Here is a 16,784-nt window from a genome sequence, read left to right as displayed (position 1 = left end):
CCCCGTCGGGCTCAGGAATCGCCAAGCGATCTCTTCCAGTCGGTCGGTCTGACCGTATCGAACTGCCTTCGACCCACTGCCTGTTCAAAGTAGCGGACATAGAGCACGATGACGCTAAAACGGCGATCACCGAAGACGAGAATACGAACAAGCCTTCTTGCAAAAATCGATGCGGCCCAAAATGGCGCGGGACCGCGATGCCTGAACACCATATCGACATAGTTGCGCAGCCCGCACGCGTACTTCCACTGCGTCGCTGCGGGCATGCGCCTGGTCTCGATCCACGCGCGCAAAGAGCGCGGACGCTGGATCATATCGCGGTTTTCTCCGTCCTTGTGTGTCATCTGGGAGGCGGTTACGCAACGCAGTTCACCAATGCGGCTCAGGCGCGCGGTATATTCGACGTCGTCGTTCCACACAAAGTACTCGTGGGCGGGGAACCCTACGCGTTGAATCGCATCGTGCCGAATGCACGCTCCAACGAACGACATATAGTCGGTCTTGAAGGAAGCAGCCGCGTGGTGCTCGGGCATTGACACAATGAGTCGCATCCGTTCGTCGAACGTTCCCTGATGCCAGAACTGCACACGCCGATCGATGCCAAATACCGTGCCGCACAGCGCAACAACGTCAGTGCGTGCGGCGTCCTTGGACACCAGCAGTTTTTCGAGCGCATCGGGCATAGGCTCTGCGTCGTCGTCCATGAGCCAGTACCAATCGAAGCCTTTGGCAAAGGCAGTGCTGATGCCCCTTGCGAACCCGCCGGCCCCGCCGGTGTTGCTCTCCGACAGAACGACGAAAACCCTGTCGTGCTTTGCCTCAACGGCAGCCAGATACTCGCGCGAACCGTCGTTGCTGCCGTTGTCGACTACGTAAATCGCATCGACGGGCCACGTTTGAGCAAGCAGCGCTTCGACGCATTCTTCCAGCAAGGCTCGCCGGTTGTACGAAACAACGATTGCGGCAGCGCTTACGGGGTTCATTCGATCAGCTCCTCGGCGGCTTTCAGCGCAGCGCCCACAACCTGGTCCATGTTGTAATAACGATATTGCGCGAGCCTTCCGACAAACGTGACGTCGGGCGTGGCCTCCGCGAGTTCGTGGTAGCGCTTGAAAAGCGCCTCGTTCTCGGGACGAGGAATGGGATAGTACGGATCACCTTCGGCTCGCGGATACTCCCTCACAATCGACGTGCCGCTATGCTGCTGGCCGGTCAGATGCTTGAATTCCGTTATCCGGGTGTATTCCTGGTCGTTAGGGTAGTTGATCGTCCCGGTCTGCTGGAAGCGTTCTACTTCGCCCAGATGTTCATGCTGAAAGAACAGGCTGCGGTAGGGGAGCTTGCCGAAGCGAAAGTCGAAATAGGCATCAATGGGCCCCGTATAGATTGTGTGCTCGCGTTCCACGATCGACCTGATGGCGCGAAAATCCTCTGACAGGCGCACCTCGATGTTCGGATGTTCGAGCATCTTCTCGAACATCGATGTGTAACCCTGGGCGGGCATGAACTGGAACGCATCGGTAAAGTAGCGGTCGTCGTCGTTTGCGCGGGTCGGTATGCGTGCAGCGACCCCCGCTGACAGTTCAGAGAGGTCGAGTCCCCACTGCTTTTGCGTATAGCCGCGGAAGAATTTCTCGCAGAGATCATGGCCGACGCTGCTTAACACGACGTCTTCGCTCGTCGCGACAGAGTCCCGGGGCTCGCGAACGGATTCGAGGTACGCCGTCACGCCCTGCTCGTCCAGATCAAGGTCGTATAGCCTGTTGATCGTCGTCCGGTTGATAGGGATGGGATAAAGCTCTCCGTCCACATGAGCGAGTACACGGTGCTCGTAGGGCCGCCAGTCGGTGAAATTCGACAGATACTCGAAAATTCGCTTGCCGGATGTGTGAAAGATGTGCGGACCGTATGGATGGATCAGCACGCCGTTCTCATCATGACAATCGAACGCGTTTCCGCCGATGTGGCTCCGCTTATCGATGATCAGCACTCGCTTGCCGGCAGCGGCAAAGCGCTCAGCACACACTGCGCCCGCAAAGCCGGCCCCCACGATCAAGGCATCATATTTCATCTCTCGAAGTCCTCTAGAGAAACGCGCAACGGTGGCGGCCATTCAAGTCATCAGCAGCACATGAACGGCCGTGGAGAGCTCGGGCACCCAACGGCATCGCGGTGGAACGGGCACGCGCCGGATCCGGCACTGGTCACCTTCGAAAAACGCGGCCGCGCTGCAAATCAAAAGCAGGCATGAGCAGGACGGGGCCGGGAATGCGGTGTCTTGCACGCGACCGTGCAGACAACGTCACCGAGGAGAAGGGTGCCCACTTGATATTTCGCCTTCGGTACGTTTGCGCACACAGCGCAAATCCCGTCGTGTACCGCGCGTTCGGGTGTCGCGAGCTAATTTCTTGCGGTTGACTACTTCGGCGGTGGCCGATGTTTTTGTATGGAGAGCGAATCACATGGACCGCGTCACCTTCAGTCTGCCGAACGGATATTTATAGACGGTTTGATTGGGGTCGCATGGGATTTCGATGAGTCCACTGCACCTTTGATTATTTAATGTGAAGAAAGCGTAAATTTGATTCGCTGAATGAGGGAAATTACCTACTTAATCAATTTGTCTGAATGCCGGATTTATTAATCATACAAATTGGAGGGGGCGATCTGCTTGCATATTCGTATGAATAAATCCATTGCCGAGTGGTTTTTTATAAGGGGCGGATAGCGTGGTAAACCGGGGAATCGCCCGGCGGCAAGCCGCGAGCACAAAATTAAACTTCTGTGAATAGATAATTAACGGAACTAATTCTTTTTTTTCACCGCGTGAATGCAACAAAGATATGTGCGCGCGCACACACTCGTTCTCATTTTGCGTATCAGTAATGCAGATATTTACCTTTTGTATTAGGTATGGAGAATGATCGCCTTTTCGTCGGATTTTTACATCCAGTTACAACATCGGAAAAAGTGTGACGCATATACTGCGATCCCCAAACAGAAATGCGTAAGTTGTACTCATGACCTTATCTAAACGATCAAGGAATCAGACACATCTTCTGGATTCCGTCCCCGCTTTAATTCCCACTGCATCTGTCCCTCGAAGGAAATTTCTCGCCGGCCTGGTTGCGGGCGCAGGGTCCTTCGCCCTTTCGGCATGCGGTGGCGGTGGCGCAGACTCGCCCGGCGCGGTAGCCAATAGCGCGAAGGTGGCTAACACGGCAACCCCAAGCAGTTTTACGGTGACCGCCCCGACAGCCAACGCGACTGTATCCGGTTCTGTCACGGTGACAGGCACCGCGGGCAGCAATTGGGTCAACGTATGCGTATTCGACCACGCGAGCGGCGCCAAGATTGGCGCCGACACGAAACCGAGCAACGGTACGTTCGCTATCAAGGTTGACACGACCAAACTGTCCACAGGCTCGCATCAGTTCGACGTGATGGGATTTACCGTCGCGGCCGGACAGCCGGGCGGCACCAAGACCACGACGTCTGTTTCAGTCACCGTCGCCGCACCGAGTTCCGGCGCGCTGTTCTACGGCATGAACGGCCATCTTGCCTACCCCAGCGGCATCTACCACACCATGTCGGCGGCCGCGCAACTGGCATTGCTCAAGGATCTCGGCGTCACGAATTATCGCGTTGACGTCGCCGATGGCGGAATGGCTCAAACGGTCGCCAACGCACTGACCGGTGCGTTTGCCGGCAGCGGCGTCGCCATCATGCCGGTGCTCAATCCTATTTCGGCTGGCTGGAATAAGAACGGCTCCGAATCGGCGGCGTACACCTTGGGCTACAACCTGGCGGTCGCATGCACCAAGCCGCTCAAGGGGCTCGTCAAGTACATCGAGTGTGGTAACGAACTCGACGCGACTGGCCTGATCACCACGGGTAACGGCAGCCTGACGAGCAACTACAGCCCCGCCATCTGGCCGGCGTTCCGCGGCGTTATCCGTGGCATGATCGACGGAGTCAAGGCGATCGACTCGTCGATTCAGTGTGGCGTGAATGTCGGTATCCCGCTTGCATACCGCGGCTTGCAGATGCTGTGGTCCGGTATCCAGCCTGATGGCAGTGCCAACGGCGTTTCGGGTCAGCAGCAAGTCCGCTGGGACTACACGACGTACCACTGGTACGAAAGCTCAGGCGATATCACCTGTGGATGGCAAAACAACGCGTGCCTGAACGTACTGCAGGTTCTGAAGGACTCCTTTAACGTGCCGATCTGGTTGACGGAATGGGGTTGGTCGGGCAGCAAGGACAGCGCGGCGCAAGCGGCCAGCTACACGACCGCGGCGCTGAAGGAGTATCGTGCGCTCAAGGATCAATACAACATCCAGTCGATCATGATGTATTGCCTGATCGATCCGGCTTATGGCCTCGTGCAAGAAGATGGTGTCACGAAGAACCCGGCTTACACGAGCTTCAAACAATTCGTTGCCGCGAATCCCGTCTGATCCGCCATTTCGCTAGCCTGCTAGCGTAACAAGCCTCTACCCGTGCAGCCTACGTGCTTTCTGCAAGCCGTAGGCTGTTCTTTTTTCGGAAACACCATGGGTGGCGCGATTTTGGAGTCGTGTGCGGTAAAGCACAGACCGCGTTGCTGCGACGCCACAATCTGCGAAGCGAGACACCACCCGCATGCGAGCTCGCCGGACCCATAGATCCAGTCTTTTGCGCACTACAGTCGGCGCAGCGCTTTCGAGGAAAGCGGTTCGCGAGCCAGCGATTCGTTCCGGTCCCAACACACAAGGAGTCCGACGTATGAATACGAGTGTTTCCGGTAATCCGCCGGTTGTGCTGCGGAATAACGTGGACGCGTTCTCCGGCGGCGAACTATGGCGGCTGATAGTCGACAATCTTGGGCTGGTCATCTGCATTGTTCTCCTGGTGACGGGCGCGTCTGCGCTGTACGCTTTTATCGCGACGCCTATGTATTCCGCGGATGCATTGGTCAAGGTCGATTTCCCTCAGCCCAACGCGCTCGGTGAGGCTTCGAAGGCGCTGGACCACGTCGTCCCGTCCACGCTGCCTACCGAGGCGGAGATTCAGATCATCCAAAGCCGGAGCGTGCTTGTGCCGGTGATCAGTAAATTCAAGCGGGACACCTCAATTACGGCGAACGACATCCCGGTTATCAGCGCGATCACCCGCCAATTCGCCACGCCGGGCACGCCTATGCCGGCACTGGGCGGTTTGAGCAGCTATGCATGGGGCGGAGAGGACGCGTCCGTCGGTTCACTGACCGTTCCCGCCATGCTTGAAGACAAACCGCTAACGTTGACCGTCCTTAACGGCGGCCGCTACCGGCTCGCCGTTGCCGGGCGCACGCTCCTCGAGGGCGCCCCCGGCATACCGGCTGAGGCCAACGGCGTGGCACTCACCATGGAGCGGCTCGTAGCGCGCCCTGGAACCCAATTCACGCTCGTGCGCTTTAGCGACGTCAAGGCAATCGAACGTCTCTTGCACCAGTTGAAGGTCAGCGAGTCGGGCAAGGAGACGGGCGTCGTACAGATCGTTTATGAAAACCCCGATCCAGAACTGGCCCAGGCCATTGCCAACGGCATCGCCCAAGGCTACATCGCTTCCCACATCGCACAGCATCGCGCAGAGGCGCTCCAGACCCGCGAGTTCATCGTCGGAGAATTGCCGCAGCTTCACGCGAACCTGACCCATGCAGAGGCCGAACTGAGCCAGTACAGAACCGCGTCGAGTTCGATGCAAGCGGGTACCGAAGCTTCGTCGTACCTTCAGGGCAGCATTGAATTCGACCGCCAGATCGCGATGCTCAAAGTACAAAGAGCGGCGTTGGCCAGTCACTTCACACCGACCTCACGTGACGTGCAGACCGTCGATAGCCAGATCGAGCTTCTGCAAAAAGCTAAAAGCGCGTTCGAAGCGCGCTTCGACCAGTTGCCCGCCTCCGAGCGCCGGGCTGCCGATCTCACTCGCGACGTAAAGGTCGCTGAGGACATTTACGTCGCGATGGTCAACAAGTCCAACGAGCTGGCTGTGACGCAGGCTGGCACGCTCGGGAATGTGCACATCATCGACACCGCGCTGTTGCCCGTGGATCCCGTGAAGCCGAAGCGGGCCCTGGTGATAGGCGTGGGTGCCATCGGCGGTTTGATGGCGGCGATTCTGTATGTCTTTGTCCGGCGCCTATGGTCGTCCACGCTTGAGCACTCGACGATGGCCGGGCGCCATCTGAACCTGGCGGTCTTTGGTCAGGTGCTGTTCAGTGATGAGCAAGCCCGACGGGATCGTGCGCTGAATTCGAACTCGCAGTCAACGAAGGGTCGCCTCACTGGTGGAGCGCAACAGAAAGTATCCGGAGGCGCAACCGGATCGCCTCCCAGATTGGCCTATAGTGGCGCTGCTTTGCGAGACGCAGAGTGGGCCACCGGCCGCTTCCTGCTCGCGACCGACGGGCACGATGACATACCGATTGAGGCGTTGCGGGGCATATGTGCGTCGTTGCAGCGGCAAATTCAGGACGCGACGAATAACGTGCTCGTCGTGACGGGTGCGACACCCGGCACGGGGAAAAGCTTTGTATCGTCAAATCTGGCGGTCATCAATGCGCAGGCCGGCAAGCGCGTATTGCTGATCGACGGCGATATGCGCCGGGGCCAGTTGGCCTCCAATTTCAAGCAGACCGGTGCCGGCGGCCTCGCCGAAGTCCTGAACGGTCATGTCAACGTTGATCACGTGATTCGGAACACCGATGTTTATGGCCTTTCGTTTATTGCCGCAGGCCGGTTCCCACACAATCCGTCGCAGTTGCTCTCGACGCCTCGCATGCAGCAACTCGTCGGCCATCTTGGCAAGCTGTATGACTTGATCATTATCGATACACCGCCGGTACTAGCAGTCAGCGATGCAAATCTGATCGCCTCTGTCGCGGGATCGACGCTGCTCGTGGTACGTCCGAACGCTCAGAGCGAACGGGAACTGGAAGAAACCGCGCAGCGTCTCGATCGCGCCGGCGCGCGTCTGGTCGGCATGATCTTCAATGCAATGCCGCGACGGCGCAGCGAGAAACGCAGCTACGGCTATGCGGCAGCCTATTCTGCAGCGGGTGTCCCGCAAGAGCATGCCGAATCGTGATCGTCGCCGGCGGGGCGTGTAGAGTTGCCGGATGAGCCGGCTAGGACCATTCCGCGCGACTGGAGGAGTCAAGAGTAAGCGTCTTGCCCCGCGCGTTTTTGCATTGAGAAAACAATGTACTCCAGACTGATATCCGCGCTGTTCTACATGTTTTTTACCTGCGTTATTCTGAATCCGCAGGTGAACGGGATCACGTTATATTTTTATCTCTTGATCCCGTTTCTCGATCCGGAGTTCGCGCGCTTCCTGAGCGGCACGGCTCGTCGTTGGGCCGGCCCGTTGCTCATCGCGGTCGTGGCAAGCGCGTTGACTTCGCCTTCGGCTGCAGTACGGGTCCTCTCGATTGCCATCTGCATAGGCTACCTGATGTACACGGCTGAACGCCGCATCAGCTATCTTCATCCATGGATGGTCATCAACATCCTGTTCGCAATCGTGCAGTTCGCGATGTACTACATCGACCGTGATTTCGCGATGCAACTCGGACCGACGAATCTCGCGAAACTGATCTGGGGGAACTATGCGACCAGTACCTATACGAACTTCTTCGAGGTGTTTTACTTTGCTCGCGTCTCGGGATTTTCGCGTGAGGCGGGATTCTTCTCTTCGCTGCTGGTGACGTCTTTTATCGTGTACCTGCTTAGCGATTCACCGAATAAGAAAATCATTGCTATTTACCTTATCGGCCTCTTCATTAGCTTCTCGAAATCGTCGATGACGCTGTTCCTCTTTGCCGCGCTCTATCCCGTGCGTGCAAGATTGCGGTCGGTCCACCCACTGATGACAATGGTTGCGTACTTTGCGGTGACCGCGGCCATTTCGGTGTACCTTGCATCGAACGATTTCTTCGACTCAGAAACGTTTGGCCACCGGCTGGCCGGCTACGCGTTCCTGTTCGATGCGCGGCTGGGGGATATCGTCAGCGGCATCACCGCACACGACATCATCACGCACTACAAGTACCTTCCCTACATCCGTTTGATCCAGGGCGAAATGGAGGACGCCGGAGTGCCATTTGCCGGTCTGGCTGCCACGGTCGCTGAAATGGGGATCTTCAGTGCGCTGATTCTTTTTGGCGTCATCGCGTTTACCGCGAGCGACGGCTTCGTCATGCTGATTTTCCTGCTCATCAGCGCCACCGTGAGCGTGACCACTGTCACATCCTTTATTCCGCTTGCGTACGTGATTTGCTACTGGCCTCGGTTTTCGGCATACAGCGCTCACCGCGTGGAGCTTTCGCGGCAGTTCGAGCCACTGCCACGGTACGGCAAGACTTAGTCTTGCTGTCTCGTGCGACGCGTTGCCGCTGGAGGCCGGCTGTGACGCGTTATCGTCTCGATTCGTCCTCCCATTTTTTTCGGCGATTGTGCGCCCGCGCATCGAGCGGGACTGCGGCGCGCCCCTCGAGTTATCGAGCAGAAGGCCCGAGCCGCGGAACGGCGAGACTGTCGACAGCGCGACTTCCTGCGATGCTTTCGAAGGCTCACGTTCGTCCGATGATCAAGGAATCGATAGTATGGTGAGCCGATACGGTTCTGATCAAATAGCAGGGGTCGTCGTGGGTGCCTCGCTGAACGGTCTCGGCGTGGCGAGGTCTCTCGCGTGTGCACGCGTTCCGCTCGTCGTAGTCGATACAAAAATCACGCGCTCAGGCATGTGGTGCCGCTACGTACGCGCGCACTACATCAAAAGCCTGATCGGAAAAGCCTTCGCGGACGACATGATCGAACTCGGCAAGAAATTCAAGCAGCCCCCGGTTCTTATATTGACCGAAGAAGAGGCGGTGCACGCGGTGTCGGAAAATCGCGAAGCGCTTGCGAACTGGTTTCGCTTCCGCCTTCCGGCGGACTCGACCGTCAAGATGTTGTGCAGCAAGGCAGGATTTCACGACTTCGCGCTGAAGCACGACTTTCCGGTTCCACGGTCCGTGACTATCGAGAGACTGTCCGACCTGGAATATCTATCGGAATTACGCTATCCGTGCGTACTGAAGCCGGACGACAAACGCAATGTATTGAGAGGCGAGAGGGAGCGGGCGGTTCGGGTCGACTCTCTCAGCGCTGCGCGCGCGCGAGCTATCGCCATGCTTGCCACGCCCGGCGGCATCATTGCGCAGGAGTGGATCGAGGGGCCCGACAGCAACATCTATTTCACGCTTTTCTATCGGGGGAGCGGCGGGAGTGTGATCAGCATCTTTACTGGGCGCAAGGTCCTCAGTTCCCCGCCGGGTATCGGCAATACCGCCATATGCGTTGCCGCACCCGAAGCGCGCGAAGTGCTCGAGTCGTTGACATTGTCGTTCGCCGAGCGGGCCGGCTTCGAGGGCATGGGGAGCATCGAATACAAGTGGGACGACAACCGCAGGCGGTTCGTGATGGTCGAGCCGACGGTCGGCCGTACGGACTGGCAGGAAGAAATCGCCACGCTGTGCGGCGTCAATATTCCGCTTGCCGCTTACCGGCATGAACTCGGTCTGCCGCCCATACCTGACCAATCGTGCCGGGTACCGGTCGCGTGGCGCGCGACGTTTGCCGACCGGGTGCCGCCTCATCTGCTGGGCGAGCGCACGAAGATCGTTGACGGATATTTTCGCTGGAGCGATCCCGTTCCGGCGCTGCAGTTTTATGGCCTGCTCAGTGCGCTGCGGCGCTTGAAGCGCGCGTGGAACGTGACTATGGCACTCAAGCTGCTGCAGGTGAAAGTTTAGCGTGGGCTGGTATTTGACAACGTGTCGCGCTTCGCGACGCTGGCCTCGAGCGTGGGCGCCTGGAAGCCCTGAGTGCCGTCCCTGGATGGAGATGAGCAATGTCCTTCACCGACACCGCAATAATTGGCGCAGGGCCGTATGGGTTGTCTTTGTCCGCACACCTGAGCGCCGCAGGTGTGGTCCATCAGATTCTCGGGCAGCCGATGCGTGCCTGGATCAATTTCATGCCACCAGGCATGCTCCTACGTTCCGAGGCGTTCGCTTCGAACCTCCATGCGCCGCTGTCCGGATTCACGCTCGAGGATTACTACCGCCAGAAGGGTATGCGCTATCAGCCGATGGGTATGGAACTGCCGCTCGAGACGTTTGTGGATTACGCGCGTTGGTTTCAGTCGAATCTCGTCGAAGATATCCAGGCAGTCGACGTTGTCAACCTGCGACGCGTCGACGGGCATTTTCAACTGGCGCTGAGCGACGGCCGCTCCCTCCTCGCGCGCAAGGTGGTGATCGCTTTGGGACTCAAGGGGTTTGCGCAAACCCCTGTCGCACTGCGAGGCCTGCCTGAACGCTATGCATCTCATTCGGCGCTTTATGGGGACCTCGCGTGGGCGCAAGGCAAAGACGTCGTGATAGTCGGCGGCGGACAGTCGGCGCTGGGGCTCGCCGCGCTGCTGCATGAGCAAGGATCGCGTGTTCACGTGCTCATGCGCGAAGCGGGCGTGATATGGCATCCACGGCCTCAAGCTTCTCGCGGCATTCTATCCAGGCTGGCGCGTCCTGACGCTGGCTTGGGACGAGGCTGGCGCTCGCTCTTCCTGTCTGAGTATCCGGGCCTTTTCCACATGCTCGATCAAGGGCGGCGCAAGCAGATCATGGAGCGGTCGTACGGAGCGTCCGGCGCCTGGTGGCTGCGTGATCGCGTCGTCGGCAAGGTGAAGATCTCGTTTCGGACCGAGGTTCGCTCCGCCGCTATCGACAACGATCAGGTCATCCTGCGCGGGATAAGCGAGGACAAGGAATCGGCCGTTGCCGCCGACCATGTCATCGCCGCGACGGGCTTCAAGACCGATATGAGGCAGCACGCGTTTCTATCGAAAGAAATCGTAGACGCGATTTCGGTCAATAGTGGGCTGCCAGAACTCACCTCCAACTTCGAAACAAAGGTTCGTGGCCTCTATGTGATCGGGCCGGCTTCCGCTCACAGCTTTGGGCCCGTCATGCGTTTTGTCTACGGGGCGAGGCACGCAGCGCCCAGTGTGGCGCGGCATATAGCCCATTCGTTGAAAGCGGACGCGAGAGATGGCGTGTGGTCCTCTGCCGAAGGCCATGTGCTCGAGCGAACGGGCGAGTAGCCGCATGCGTTCCGGCAGTCCGTCCGCTCCTTGATGTCGCGATTCAGCACAAGACAGCGCAATTATCGCGGCACCAGGTTCTTCGAAATGCACAGAGCGGAGAGGTGAAATGAATCGAGGTAAGGCATTACTTAAAGAGATCCTTTCTGCGCTCGTCGTTTTGACGGGCATTGCCCGAGCGACGCGCGCATGGCTATGGCGCGACCGGGTGGCGGTCCTGCTCTATCACGACCCCGACCCGGCGACACTCGACAGGCATCTCACCTATCTTCGAGAAATATGTGATCTGGTGCCGCTGACAGACGTCGCTGCGCCCGGCCGGGGACGTCCACGCGCGGCCATTACGTTCGATGACGGGCATGCGGGCAACGCAGCGTTGCTGCCTATCTTCATCAAGCACAAGGTGCGGCCGACGATCTTCCTCTGCAGCAGCATCGTCGGCCGTCCGCGCAGCCATTGGTGGTTGCATCCCGGCTCAGTGCGGGCGGGCCACGAACGGCTGAAGCGTATGACGAATGCGGAACGCCTGACCGAACTCGCGGCACATGGTTACCGCCAGGACGCCGACAATCAGGCGACCGGCCTTAGCATCGAGCAGATGGAAACCATGCAGGCGTACGTGGACTTTCAGGCTCACACACGATTCCATCCCGTGTTGACTCGTTGCAGCGATATCGAATGTGCGGACGAAATCGGCAACAGCAAGCATGAGATCGAGGCGCTGCTGCGCAATGTCTGCGAGCATTTTGCCTACCCGAACGGAAACTATGGCGATCGCGAAGTCAGTTTCGTAGAAGCGGCGGGATACAAGAGTGCACGCACATGCGATGTCGGTTGGAACGATCACCAGAGTGACCCGTTTCGACTGCGCGCGATCATTGTCGACGACAGTGCGTCGACGCGGCGATTCGCGGCGCAATTGACCGGTATCCCGCTTTTCTTGCATTACCTGAAGAAAGGTGGCGGTTGGAGCGGACGATTTCCTCAGTTTTGATGGTGCGCTGCACATCCTGTTGCGCTACGTGTCCTGGCAAACACAGCCGTTGGGTACGACACGCTAGCATCTTCCGAGCGAGGAATTCCAGCTATACCGTCCACGTTTTGCGTGATCCCATTTGTGCAGTCAAAGAGGAGCGGGGAGATGCAGCGCTGGAGGGTATTGCTGATCAACGATTTTTTGCATATGGGCGGCGCGGAGATTGTCTATAAACAATCCGCAGGGCTTCTGAGCACTCTATCCGGGGTTGAGGTCGAGCGCTTCGACGATAGTCGATTCGTCGCGCAGACTTCCATGTTGTCGAGAATATGGAATGTTGCTGCCGCTCACGCGCTCGAGAAAGCAATTCTCGCGTTTCGGCCGCATCGGGTGCTGGTGCATAACTACCATAACGCTCTCTCGCCTTCGATCCTGAGCGTTATCGCACGGTACAAGCGCGATCTGGGCTACCGCACTTACCATACGTGCCACGACTACCATCTCGTCTATTACAACCCGATGATGCAATACTTCGAGAAGGGCAAGCCCCTGATTCTGCCGCTTGAAATGTTGAGTACGCGCACGGCGTTCAAGCTTCGTTCGTCGCCAAAGGGCCTCATGCATGACCTCATGACAAAGGCGTACTGGCATGCCGTGCGTGCGGCGTGCCATCCGTCGCGCGTATTCGATCAGATTCTTTGCCCCAGTGCCTTCATGCAGGAGGCACTGCACCGCTGCGGGATCCGCCACACGGTGATCCTGCATAATCCGTCCGCTGTTCCGGCTGCGCTGATTCCCTCGGCCGTCCGTAACAAAGACCGCTTCAATCTTGCGTTCGCTGGAAGAATCTCGCAGGAAAAAGGCCTCGCGCAGTTCATCGAGCTCGCGCAAGCGGCGGATTTTGAGCATATCAACGCTATCGGTGTTTATGGCGAGGGTCCCGAGCGCGCGGTTATCGAGCAACGCTTCGCATCACTCATCGAATGTGGCAAGCTGATTTTTTTCGGCAGCTTGCCGCAGGAGCGGTTGTTCTCGGACATGCAGCGCTTCGCCGACGCGGTCATCGTACCGTCGGTGTGCGCAGAAAACGCGCCGCTCATCATCATCGAGGCGGCGATGCTCGGCCTGCCTGCGCTCGTTCGCGATGGCGGAAGCATGGCGACGACCGCGGACGCTGTAGGCAACAAGATCAAATTCCGCACTGATCCGGAGAGTCTGAAGCTGGCGCTTGGGCAACTGGCCACGCATCTTTCGAACCCTGAGAGAAGATACGACGTCGACCAGTATCTTCCTGAGTATTATGCTGAGCGCCTTGCCGAAATCATGTGTATCGGCGAAGGCGCGCCACCTTCCGCATACCCTGCGTTCGCCGCAGACAGCTCCCAATCTTCTAGCGTGTTGCGATAGCCGCGAACGCTGCCTGAGCCTGACTGTCTGTAAGCGCGACGGATGGGTTGCGTCAGTGCCGCGCGTTAGACAACCTCGCCATGCATGGAGGCGTCCGCTTCTTGTGCATCGCCGATTCTAAAGACAGCCACTGTATCGCGCAGACCGCTTGCCCGGCTGGCCATGGATCGCGCCGCAGTAGAAACTTGCTCGACGAGTGCCGCATTCTGCTGGGTGACCTTATCCATTTCGGCAACGGCGTGGTTGACCTGCTCGATGCCCGCTGTTTGCGTGGTCGATGCATGCGCGATCTTGCCCATGATGCCGGTGAGCTGATGCACCGATCGCATGACCTGGTCAATCGTTGCGCCTGCCTCGGTAACGAGGTGGGCGCCGGCTACGACGTGCCCGGCTGACTGCTCAATCAACGCCTTGATTTCCTTTGCCGCTCCCGCGCTACGCTGCGCCAGCGTGCGCACCTCGCTCGCGACCACCGCAAATCCACGTCCTTGATTACCGGCGCGGGCCGCTTCGACAGCGGCGTTCAGTGCAAGGATATTGGTCTGGAACGCGATGCCTTCGATCACACTGATGATCTGCCCAACTTTCGAAGAACTCGTGGAGATGTCCTGCATGGTCGTGACGACGCGTTTGACGACGTGGCCACCCTGGTCGGCGGTGTCGGAAGCCATGTTCGCAATCGCGCTTGCTTGCATGGCGTCCTCGCTGTTCTGCCTGACAGTGGTAGTCAATTCCGCCATGCTGGCAGCCGTTTGCTGCAGCGAGGCGGCTTGCTGCTCGGTACGCTGCGAAAGATCGACATTGCCTTCGGCCGTCTCGACGGCACGTACAGCGATCGACTCTGCTGAAGTCTTGATTTGCGTGACGATGGATGTCAGTTGCATGCGCATCGTGTCGAGCGAGGCCATCAGGCTATGCGCGTCGCCTTTGTTCAATTTGACTGTCACCGCAAGATTGCCGGCGGCGATCTCCCGTGCGATGCGTTGTGCCTCGGCGGGTTCGGCACCAAGCTGCCTGAGTATGCCGCGCGTAATCAGAAACGCCGCCGTCAAACCGATCAGCAGCGCGGTTGCCACCGAGGCGGCGGTGACCACCTGCAAGGTCGCATAGGTGGAAGTGGCGCGGTTCGCTGCGGCCCGACTGCGGGTTTGTTCCAGTGCAAGCAGTTCGTCGAGGGTGGATAGCCACACGACCTGTTTCGGACGTACTTCACTCACGAGGACCTTCACTGCCGCGTCCTGATCAGTCGACAGCGCCCAACTCCGTGCTTCCTTTTCGACGAGCGGTAAGGTTGCGGCTTCTTCCTGCCTGAGCATGGCGAATAGCCGGCGCTCGTCGTCGGTCGTCAGGGGGGACGCGTTGAACAGGCGTCCAAGCGCCTGATAGTTCTCTGTATAAACCGTTTCCTGCTTCGCAATGGACGCCTGCTCGCTCGCAACGTCTTTCTCGTCAGTCAACAAGGCCATATTGCGGATCGCAATGGCAATGCCGCTAACCGCGCCCCGCAGGTTAGTCACACGAGCTGTCTCGACGTCGTGGACCTCGACGATGTCGTCGAGTTTGCCGCGGATACTGGCCACACCGCTCATCCCCACAGCGGACATGGCCGTGAGCAGTAGGAGGACGGTGCCGAAGCCAAGCGCCAGTCGCGCAGACACATTAATTTGAGCCATGACGGTTCTTTTTTTGGTCGTTAGGCTGCGCGTCGATTGACGTATTTGAATGCGTGCGCTCGCCGGTTTATTGTTAGCCGGGCAATGCTAGTGCGCTTCTCGTAGTGGAAGTAACTGTTTTTTTGAGATTTGCAGTACGTAGATTCGGGCGGTACGGGTTTCACCTGGCCCGATCAATTTCTTCGGCCTGGAGTGTGCCAATCTGGTTTGGCCTGATGGCGATTCCATCCGATGCGGCTCATGCCGACGCCGCTCTTAAATGGATCAACTACATCTTGCAGCCAAAAGTTCATGCTGCGATCACGAATGAGGTGTTCTACCCCAACGGAAATCTGGCGTCCAAGCCCTATATCAAACCTGAACTCGCAGCGAACCCACAGATTTTCCCAAGCGAGACTGAGTTGGCCACAATGTATCCGGAACTGCCCTTGCCGGCAGACGTTCTGCGCTTGCGCAACCGGCTCTGGCAGAAATTCAAGACCGGGTATTGAACGTCTGTAGTGCAGGCCGGTGGAGTGATCTCCGCCGATCGATACGGGCTTGGCGCGTTAGTCCTGAGTGGCCACATCGGTAGCGTCGGCGGCCTGTACCAGTGCGCGCACGAGCAGGTACACGGCTGGCAGATTGTCGTCGTCACGCCGCCAGTCGACGGGTTCGTCGAGATCCATCCCGGACAAACGACTGTCCTCGAACCGGACAAACGTGGAGCGTACTGCCTCGTTGTGCCTCGCCAGGAAGCCCCGATTCTCAAAGACCTGTTCGTCGATTGTCAGCAGCGTGCGCCAGGTCGGCGATCGCGCGCCGCTTGAGTAACGGCGACGGCCACTGTCGAGGTGACGACCTGCGACCGTGGCAATGATCTGCTGGAGGTCGAGCGACGCGCTGCGGAGTGCGCGTTCGAGGGCGACAGGATTGATGTCGTGGACATCCCTATCAAGAGCAGAGTCGTTAATCATGCTGTTATCTTCCTGAGGACTCGCAGCATCAAGGTTGATGCTTCAACAACGCCTGGTTTCGCTGTGCCAACAACTGGCGGATCTGGGCAAGATGGTTATCGCCGACGGTGCAGTCTTCAACAGGCCGGCTATGTTGATGAGGCGTTGGTGGACGTACGCCGAGATAGCGGCACACCGCTGACAGATATGGTTTGCCGTTGCCTCCCAGATGCCGTGCAGCGGCAGCCACGCGCACGTCTCCGACATGCTTGCGCAACCACGCAAGCGTTTCGCGATCACCGTCGTTCAAGATGCGGATGAGCTGGTTCATGACCGATCCTGTATATAAAAACAGTACTGTGAATTTATACAGTATTTGATCGGGATGCAAGTCAATTCGCAGGTCTACTCCACCAACCGAACGGTCGTCGTGTCCAGGTTGGAGCGAAATATTCTCGATTGCCGGCGGATCAAGGGATTTCCCTGGTCCAGGGATTACGCACATATTTCGCGCACCTGGCCGAGGAATGGCAGCCCGCGAGCGCGCAACGCGCAACTCGATGGTGGCGAGTGCGCACGGATAACTTGCTGTATTTAAAGGTGATCCTTCCGGTTTGTCCG

13 protein-coding genes are annotated in these 16,784 nt (G+C 58.4%); 8 read left to right on the top strand and 5 right to left on the bottom strand.

Going from position 1 to position 16,784, the window contains the following annotated elements; translation table 11 throughout:
• Nucleotides 1-11 precede the first annotated feature (11 nt).
• Together M0D64_RS31570 and glf are read right to left on the bottom strand one after the other, a co-directional pair.
• Entirely contained in the window at nt 12-983 is a 972-nt protein-coding gene (locus M0D64_RS31570) for a glycosyltransferase family 2 protein (protein WP_154559463.1), read from the bottom strand.
• Complete coding sequence (gene glf / locus M0D64_RS31565) at nt 980-2,071, bottom strand: UDP-galactopyranose mutase (RefSeq protein WP_171926965.1); 1,092 nt, start codon at nt 2,069-2,071, stop codon at nt 980-982. Before glf ends, M0D64_RS31570 begins: the two co-directional genes overlap by 4 nt.
• 1,171 nt (nt 2,072-3,242) lie before the next feature.
• On the opposite strand from glf, the gene M0D64_RS31560 reads away from it, so the two are divergent.
• From M0D64_RS31560 to M0D64_RS31530, 7 genes are all read left to right on the top strand, one after another.
• A complete protein-coding gene (locus M0D64_RS31560) occupies nt 3,243-4,460 on the top strand; it encodes a glycosyl hydrolase (protein WP_266260673.1) in 1,218 nt (405 codons plus the stop codon).
• 307 nt (nt 4,461-4,767) lie between these two features.
• On the top strand, nt 4,768-7,113 hold the full coding sequence (locus tag M0D64_RS31555; RefSeq protein WP_266260672.1) for a polysaccharide biosynthesis tyrosine autokinase: 2,346 nt from the start codon (nt 4,768-4,770) through the stop codon (nt 7,111-7,113).
• A gap of 114 nt (nt 7,114-7,227) precedes the next feature.
• Nucleotides 7,228-8,391 carry a hypothetical protein gene (locus M0D64_RS31550; RefSeq protein ID WP_266260670.1) on the top strand — a complete coding sequence of 388 codons (1,164 nt, stop codon included), beginning with the start codon at nt 7,228-7,230 and terminating at the stop codon, nt 8,389-8,391.
• A gap of 238 nt (nt 8,392-8,629) precedes the next feature.
• A complete protein-coding gene (locus M0D64_RS31545) occupies nt 8,630-9,820 on the top strand; it encodes a carboxylate--amine ligase (RefSeq protein ID WP_308102523.1) in 1,191 nt (396 codons plus the stop codon).
• A 98-nt stretch (nt 9,821-9,918) separates the two neighbouring features.
• Nucleotides 9,919-11,172: an NAD(P)-binding domain-containing protein gene (locus M0D64_RS31540; RefSeq protein WP_266260668.1), complete on the top strand. Its 1,254-nt coding sequence runs from the start codon at nt 9,919-9,921 to the stop codon at nt 11,170-11,172.
• 109 nt (nt 11,173-11,281) lie between these two features.
• Nucleotides 11,282-12,166, top strand: coding sequence for a polysaccharide deacetylase family protein (locus M0D64_RS31535; protein WP_266260667.1), 885 nt, complete (start codon nt 11,282-11,284; stop codon nt 12,164-12,166).
• A 165-nt stretch (nt 12,167-12,331) separates the two neighbouring features.
• The gene (locus tag M0D64_RS31530; RefSeq protein ID WP_266260666.1) at nt 12,332-13,555 is read left to right on the top strand and encodes a glycosyltransferase; all 1,224 of its coding nucleotides are present in this window, start codon (nt 12,332-12,334) and stop codon (nt 13,553-13,555) included.
• A 65-nt stretch (nt 13,556-13,620) separates the two neighbouring features.
• Here the strand turns inward: M0D64_RS31530 and M0D64_RS31525 are convergent, their stop codons facing one another.
• Entirely contained in the window at nt 13,621-15,228 is a 1,608-nt protein-coding gene (locus M0D64_RS31525) for a methyl-accepting chemotaxis protein (RefSeq protein ID WP_266260665.1), read from the bottom strand.
• Between the two features lie 215 nt (nt 15,229-15,443).
• Here M0D64_RS31525 and M0D64_RS31520 point away from each other — a divergent pair, with 215 nt between their 5' ends.
• Nucleotides 15,444-15,719: a hypothetical protein gene (locus M0D64_RS31520; protein WP_266260664.1), complete on the top strand. Its 276-nt coding sequence runs from the start codon at nt 15,444-15,446 to the stop codon at nt 15,717-15,719.
• Between the two features lie 57 nt (nt 15,720-15,776).
• Here M0D64_RS31520 and M0D64_RS31515 read toward each other — a convergent pair whose 3' ends face one another.
• Together M0D64_RS31515 and M0D64_RS31510 are read right to left on the bottom strand one after the other, a co-directional pair.
• Nucleotides 15,777-16,184 carry a DUF2471 domain-containing protein gene (locus M0D64_RS31515; protein WP_266260663.1) on the bottom strand — a complete coding sequence of 136 codons (408 nt, stop codon included), beginning with the start codon at nt 16,182-16,184 and terminating at the stop codon, nt 15,777-15,779.
• 28 nt (nt 16,185-16,212) lie between these two features.
• Nucleotides 16,213-16,494 carry a hypothetical protein gene (locus M0D64_RS31510; RefSeq protein ID WP_266260703.1) on the bottom strand — a complete coding sequence of 94 codons (282 nt, stop codon included), beginning with the start codon at nt 16,492-16,494 and terminating at the stop codon, nt 16,213-16,215.
• Nucleotides 16,495-16,784: the final 290 nt, after the last annotated feature.

The sequence above is a fragment of the Paraburkholderia sp. WS6 genome (genome assembly GCF_030464835.1).
In the GTDB taxonomy this organism is placed as follows: Bacteria; Pseudomonadota; Gammaproteobacteria; order Burkholderiales; family Burkholderiaceae; genus Paraburkholderia; species Paraburkholderia madseniana.
Note: the sequence above shows the minus strand (reverse complement) of the source record. Positions and strands in the feature narration are given on the sequence as shown.

Coding starts and splice junctions, on each gene's coding strand:
- M0D64_RS31570 (WP_154559463.1), bottom strand. CDS start 983: ATGAACCCCGTAAGCGCTGCCGCAATCGTTGTTTCGTACAACCGGCGA.
- glf (WP_171926965.1), bottom strand. CDS start 2,071: ATGAAATATGATGCCTTGATCGTGGGGGCCGGCTTTGCGGGCGCAGTG.
- M0D64_RS31555 (WP_266260672.1), top strand. CDS start 4,768: ATGAATACGAGTGTTTCCGGTAATCCGCCGGTTGTGCTGCGGAATAAC.
- M0D64_RS31550 (WP_266260670.1), top strand. CDS start 7,228: ATGTACTCCAGACTGATATCCGCGCTGTTCTACATGTTTTTTACCTGC.
- M0D64_RS31545 (WP_308102523.1), top strand. CDS start 8,630: ATGGTGAGCCGATACGGTTCTGATCAAATAGCAGGGGTCGTCGTGGGT.
- M0D64_RS31540 (WP_266260668.1), top strand. CDS start 9,919: ATGTCCTTCACCGACACCGCAATAATTGGCGCAGGGCCGTATGGGTTG.
- M0D64_RS31535 (WP_266260667.1), top strand. CDS start 11,282: ATGAATCGAGGTAAGGCATTACTTAAAGAGATCCTTTCTGCGCTCGTC.
- M0D64_RS31525 (WP_266260665.1), bottom strand. CDS start 15,228: ATGGCTCAAATTAATGTGTCTGCGCGACTGGCGCTTGGCTTCGGCACC.
- M0D64_RS31520 (WP_266260664.1), top strand. CDS start 15,444: ATGGCGATTCCATCCGATGCGGCTCATGCCGACGCCGCTCTTAAATGG.
- M0D64_RS31515 (WP_266260663.1), bottom strand. CDS start 16,184: ATGATTAACGACTCTGCTCTTGATAGGGATGTCCACGACATCAATCCT.
- M0D64_RS31510 (WP_266260703.1), bottom strand. CDS start 16,494: ATGAACCAGCTCATCCGCATCTTGAACGACGGTGATCGCGAAACGCTT.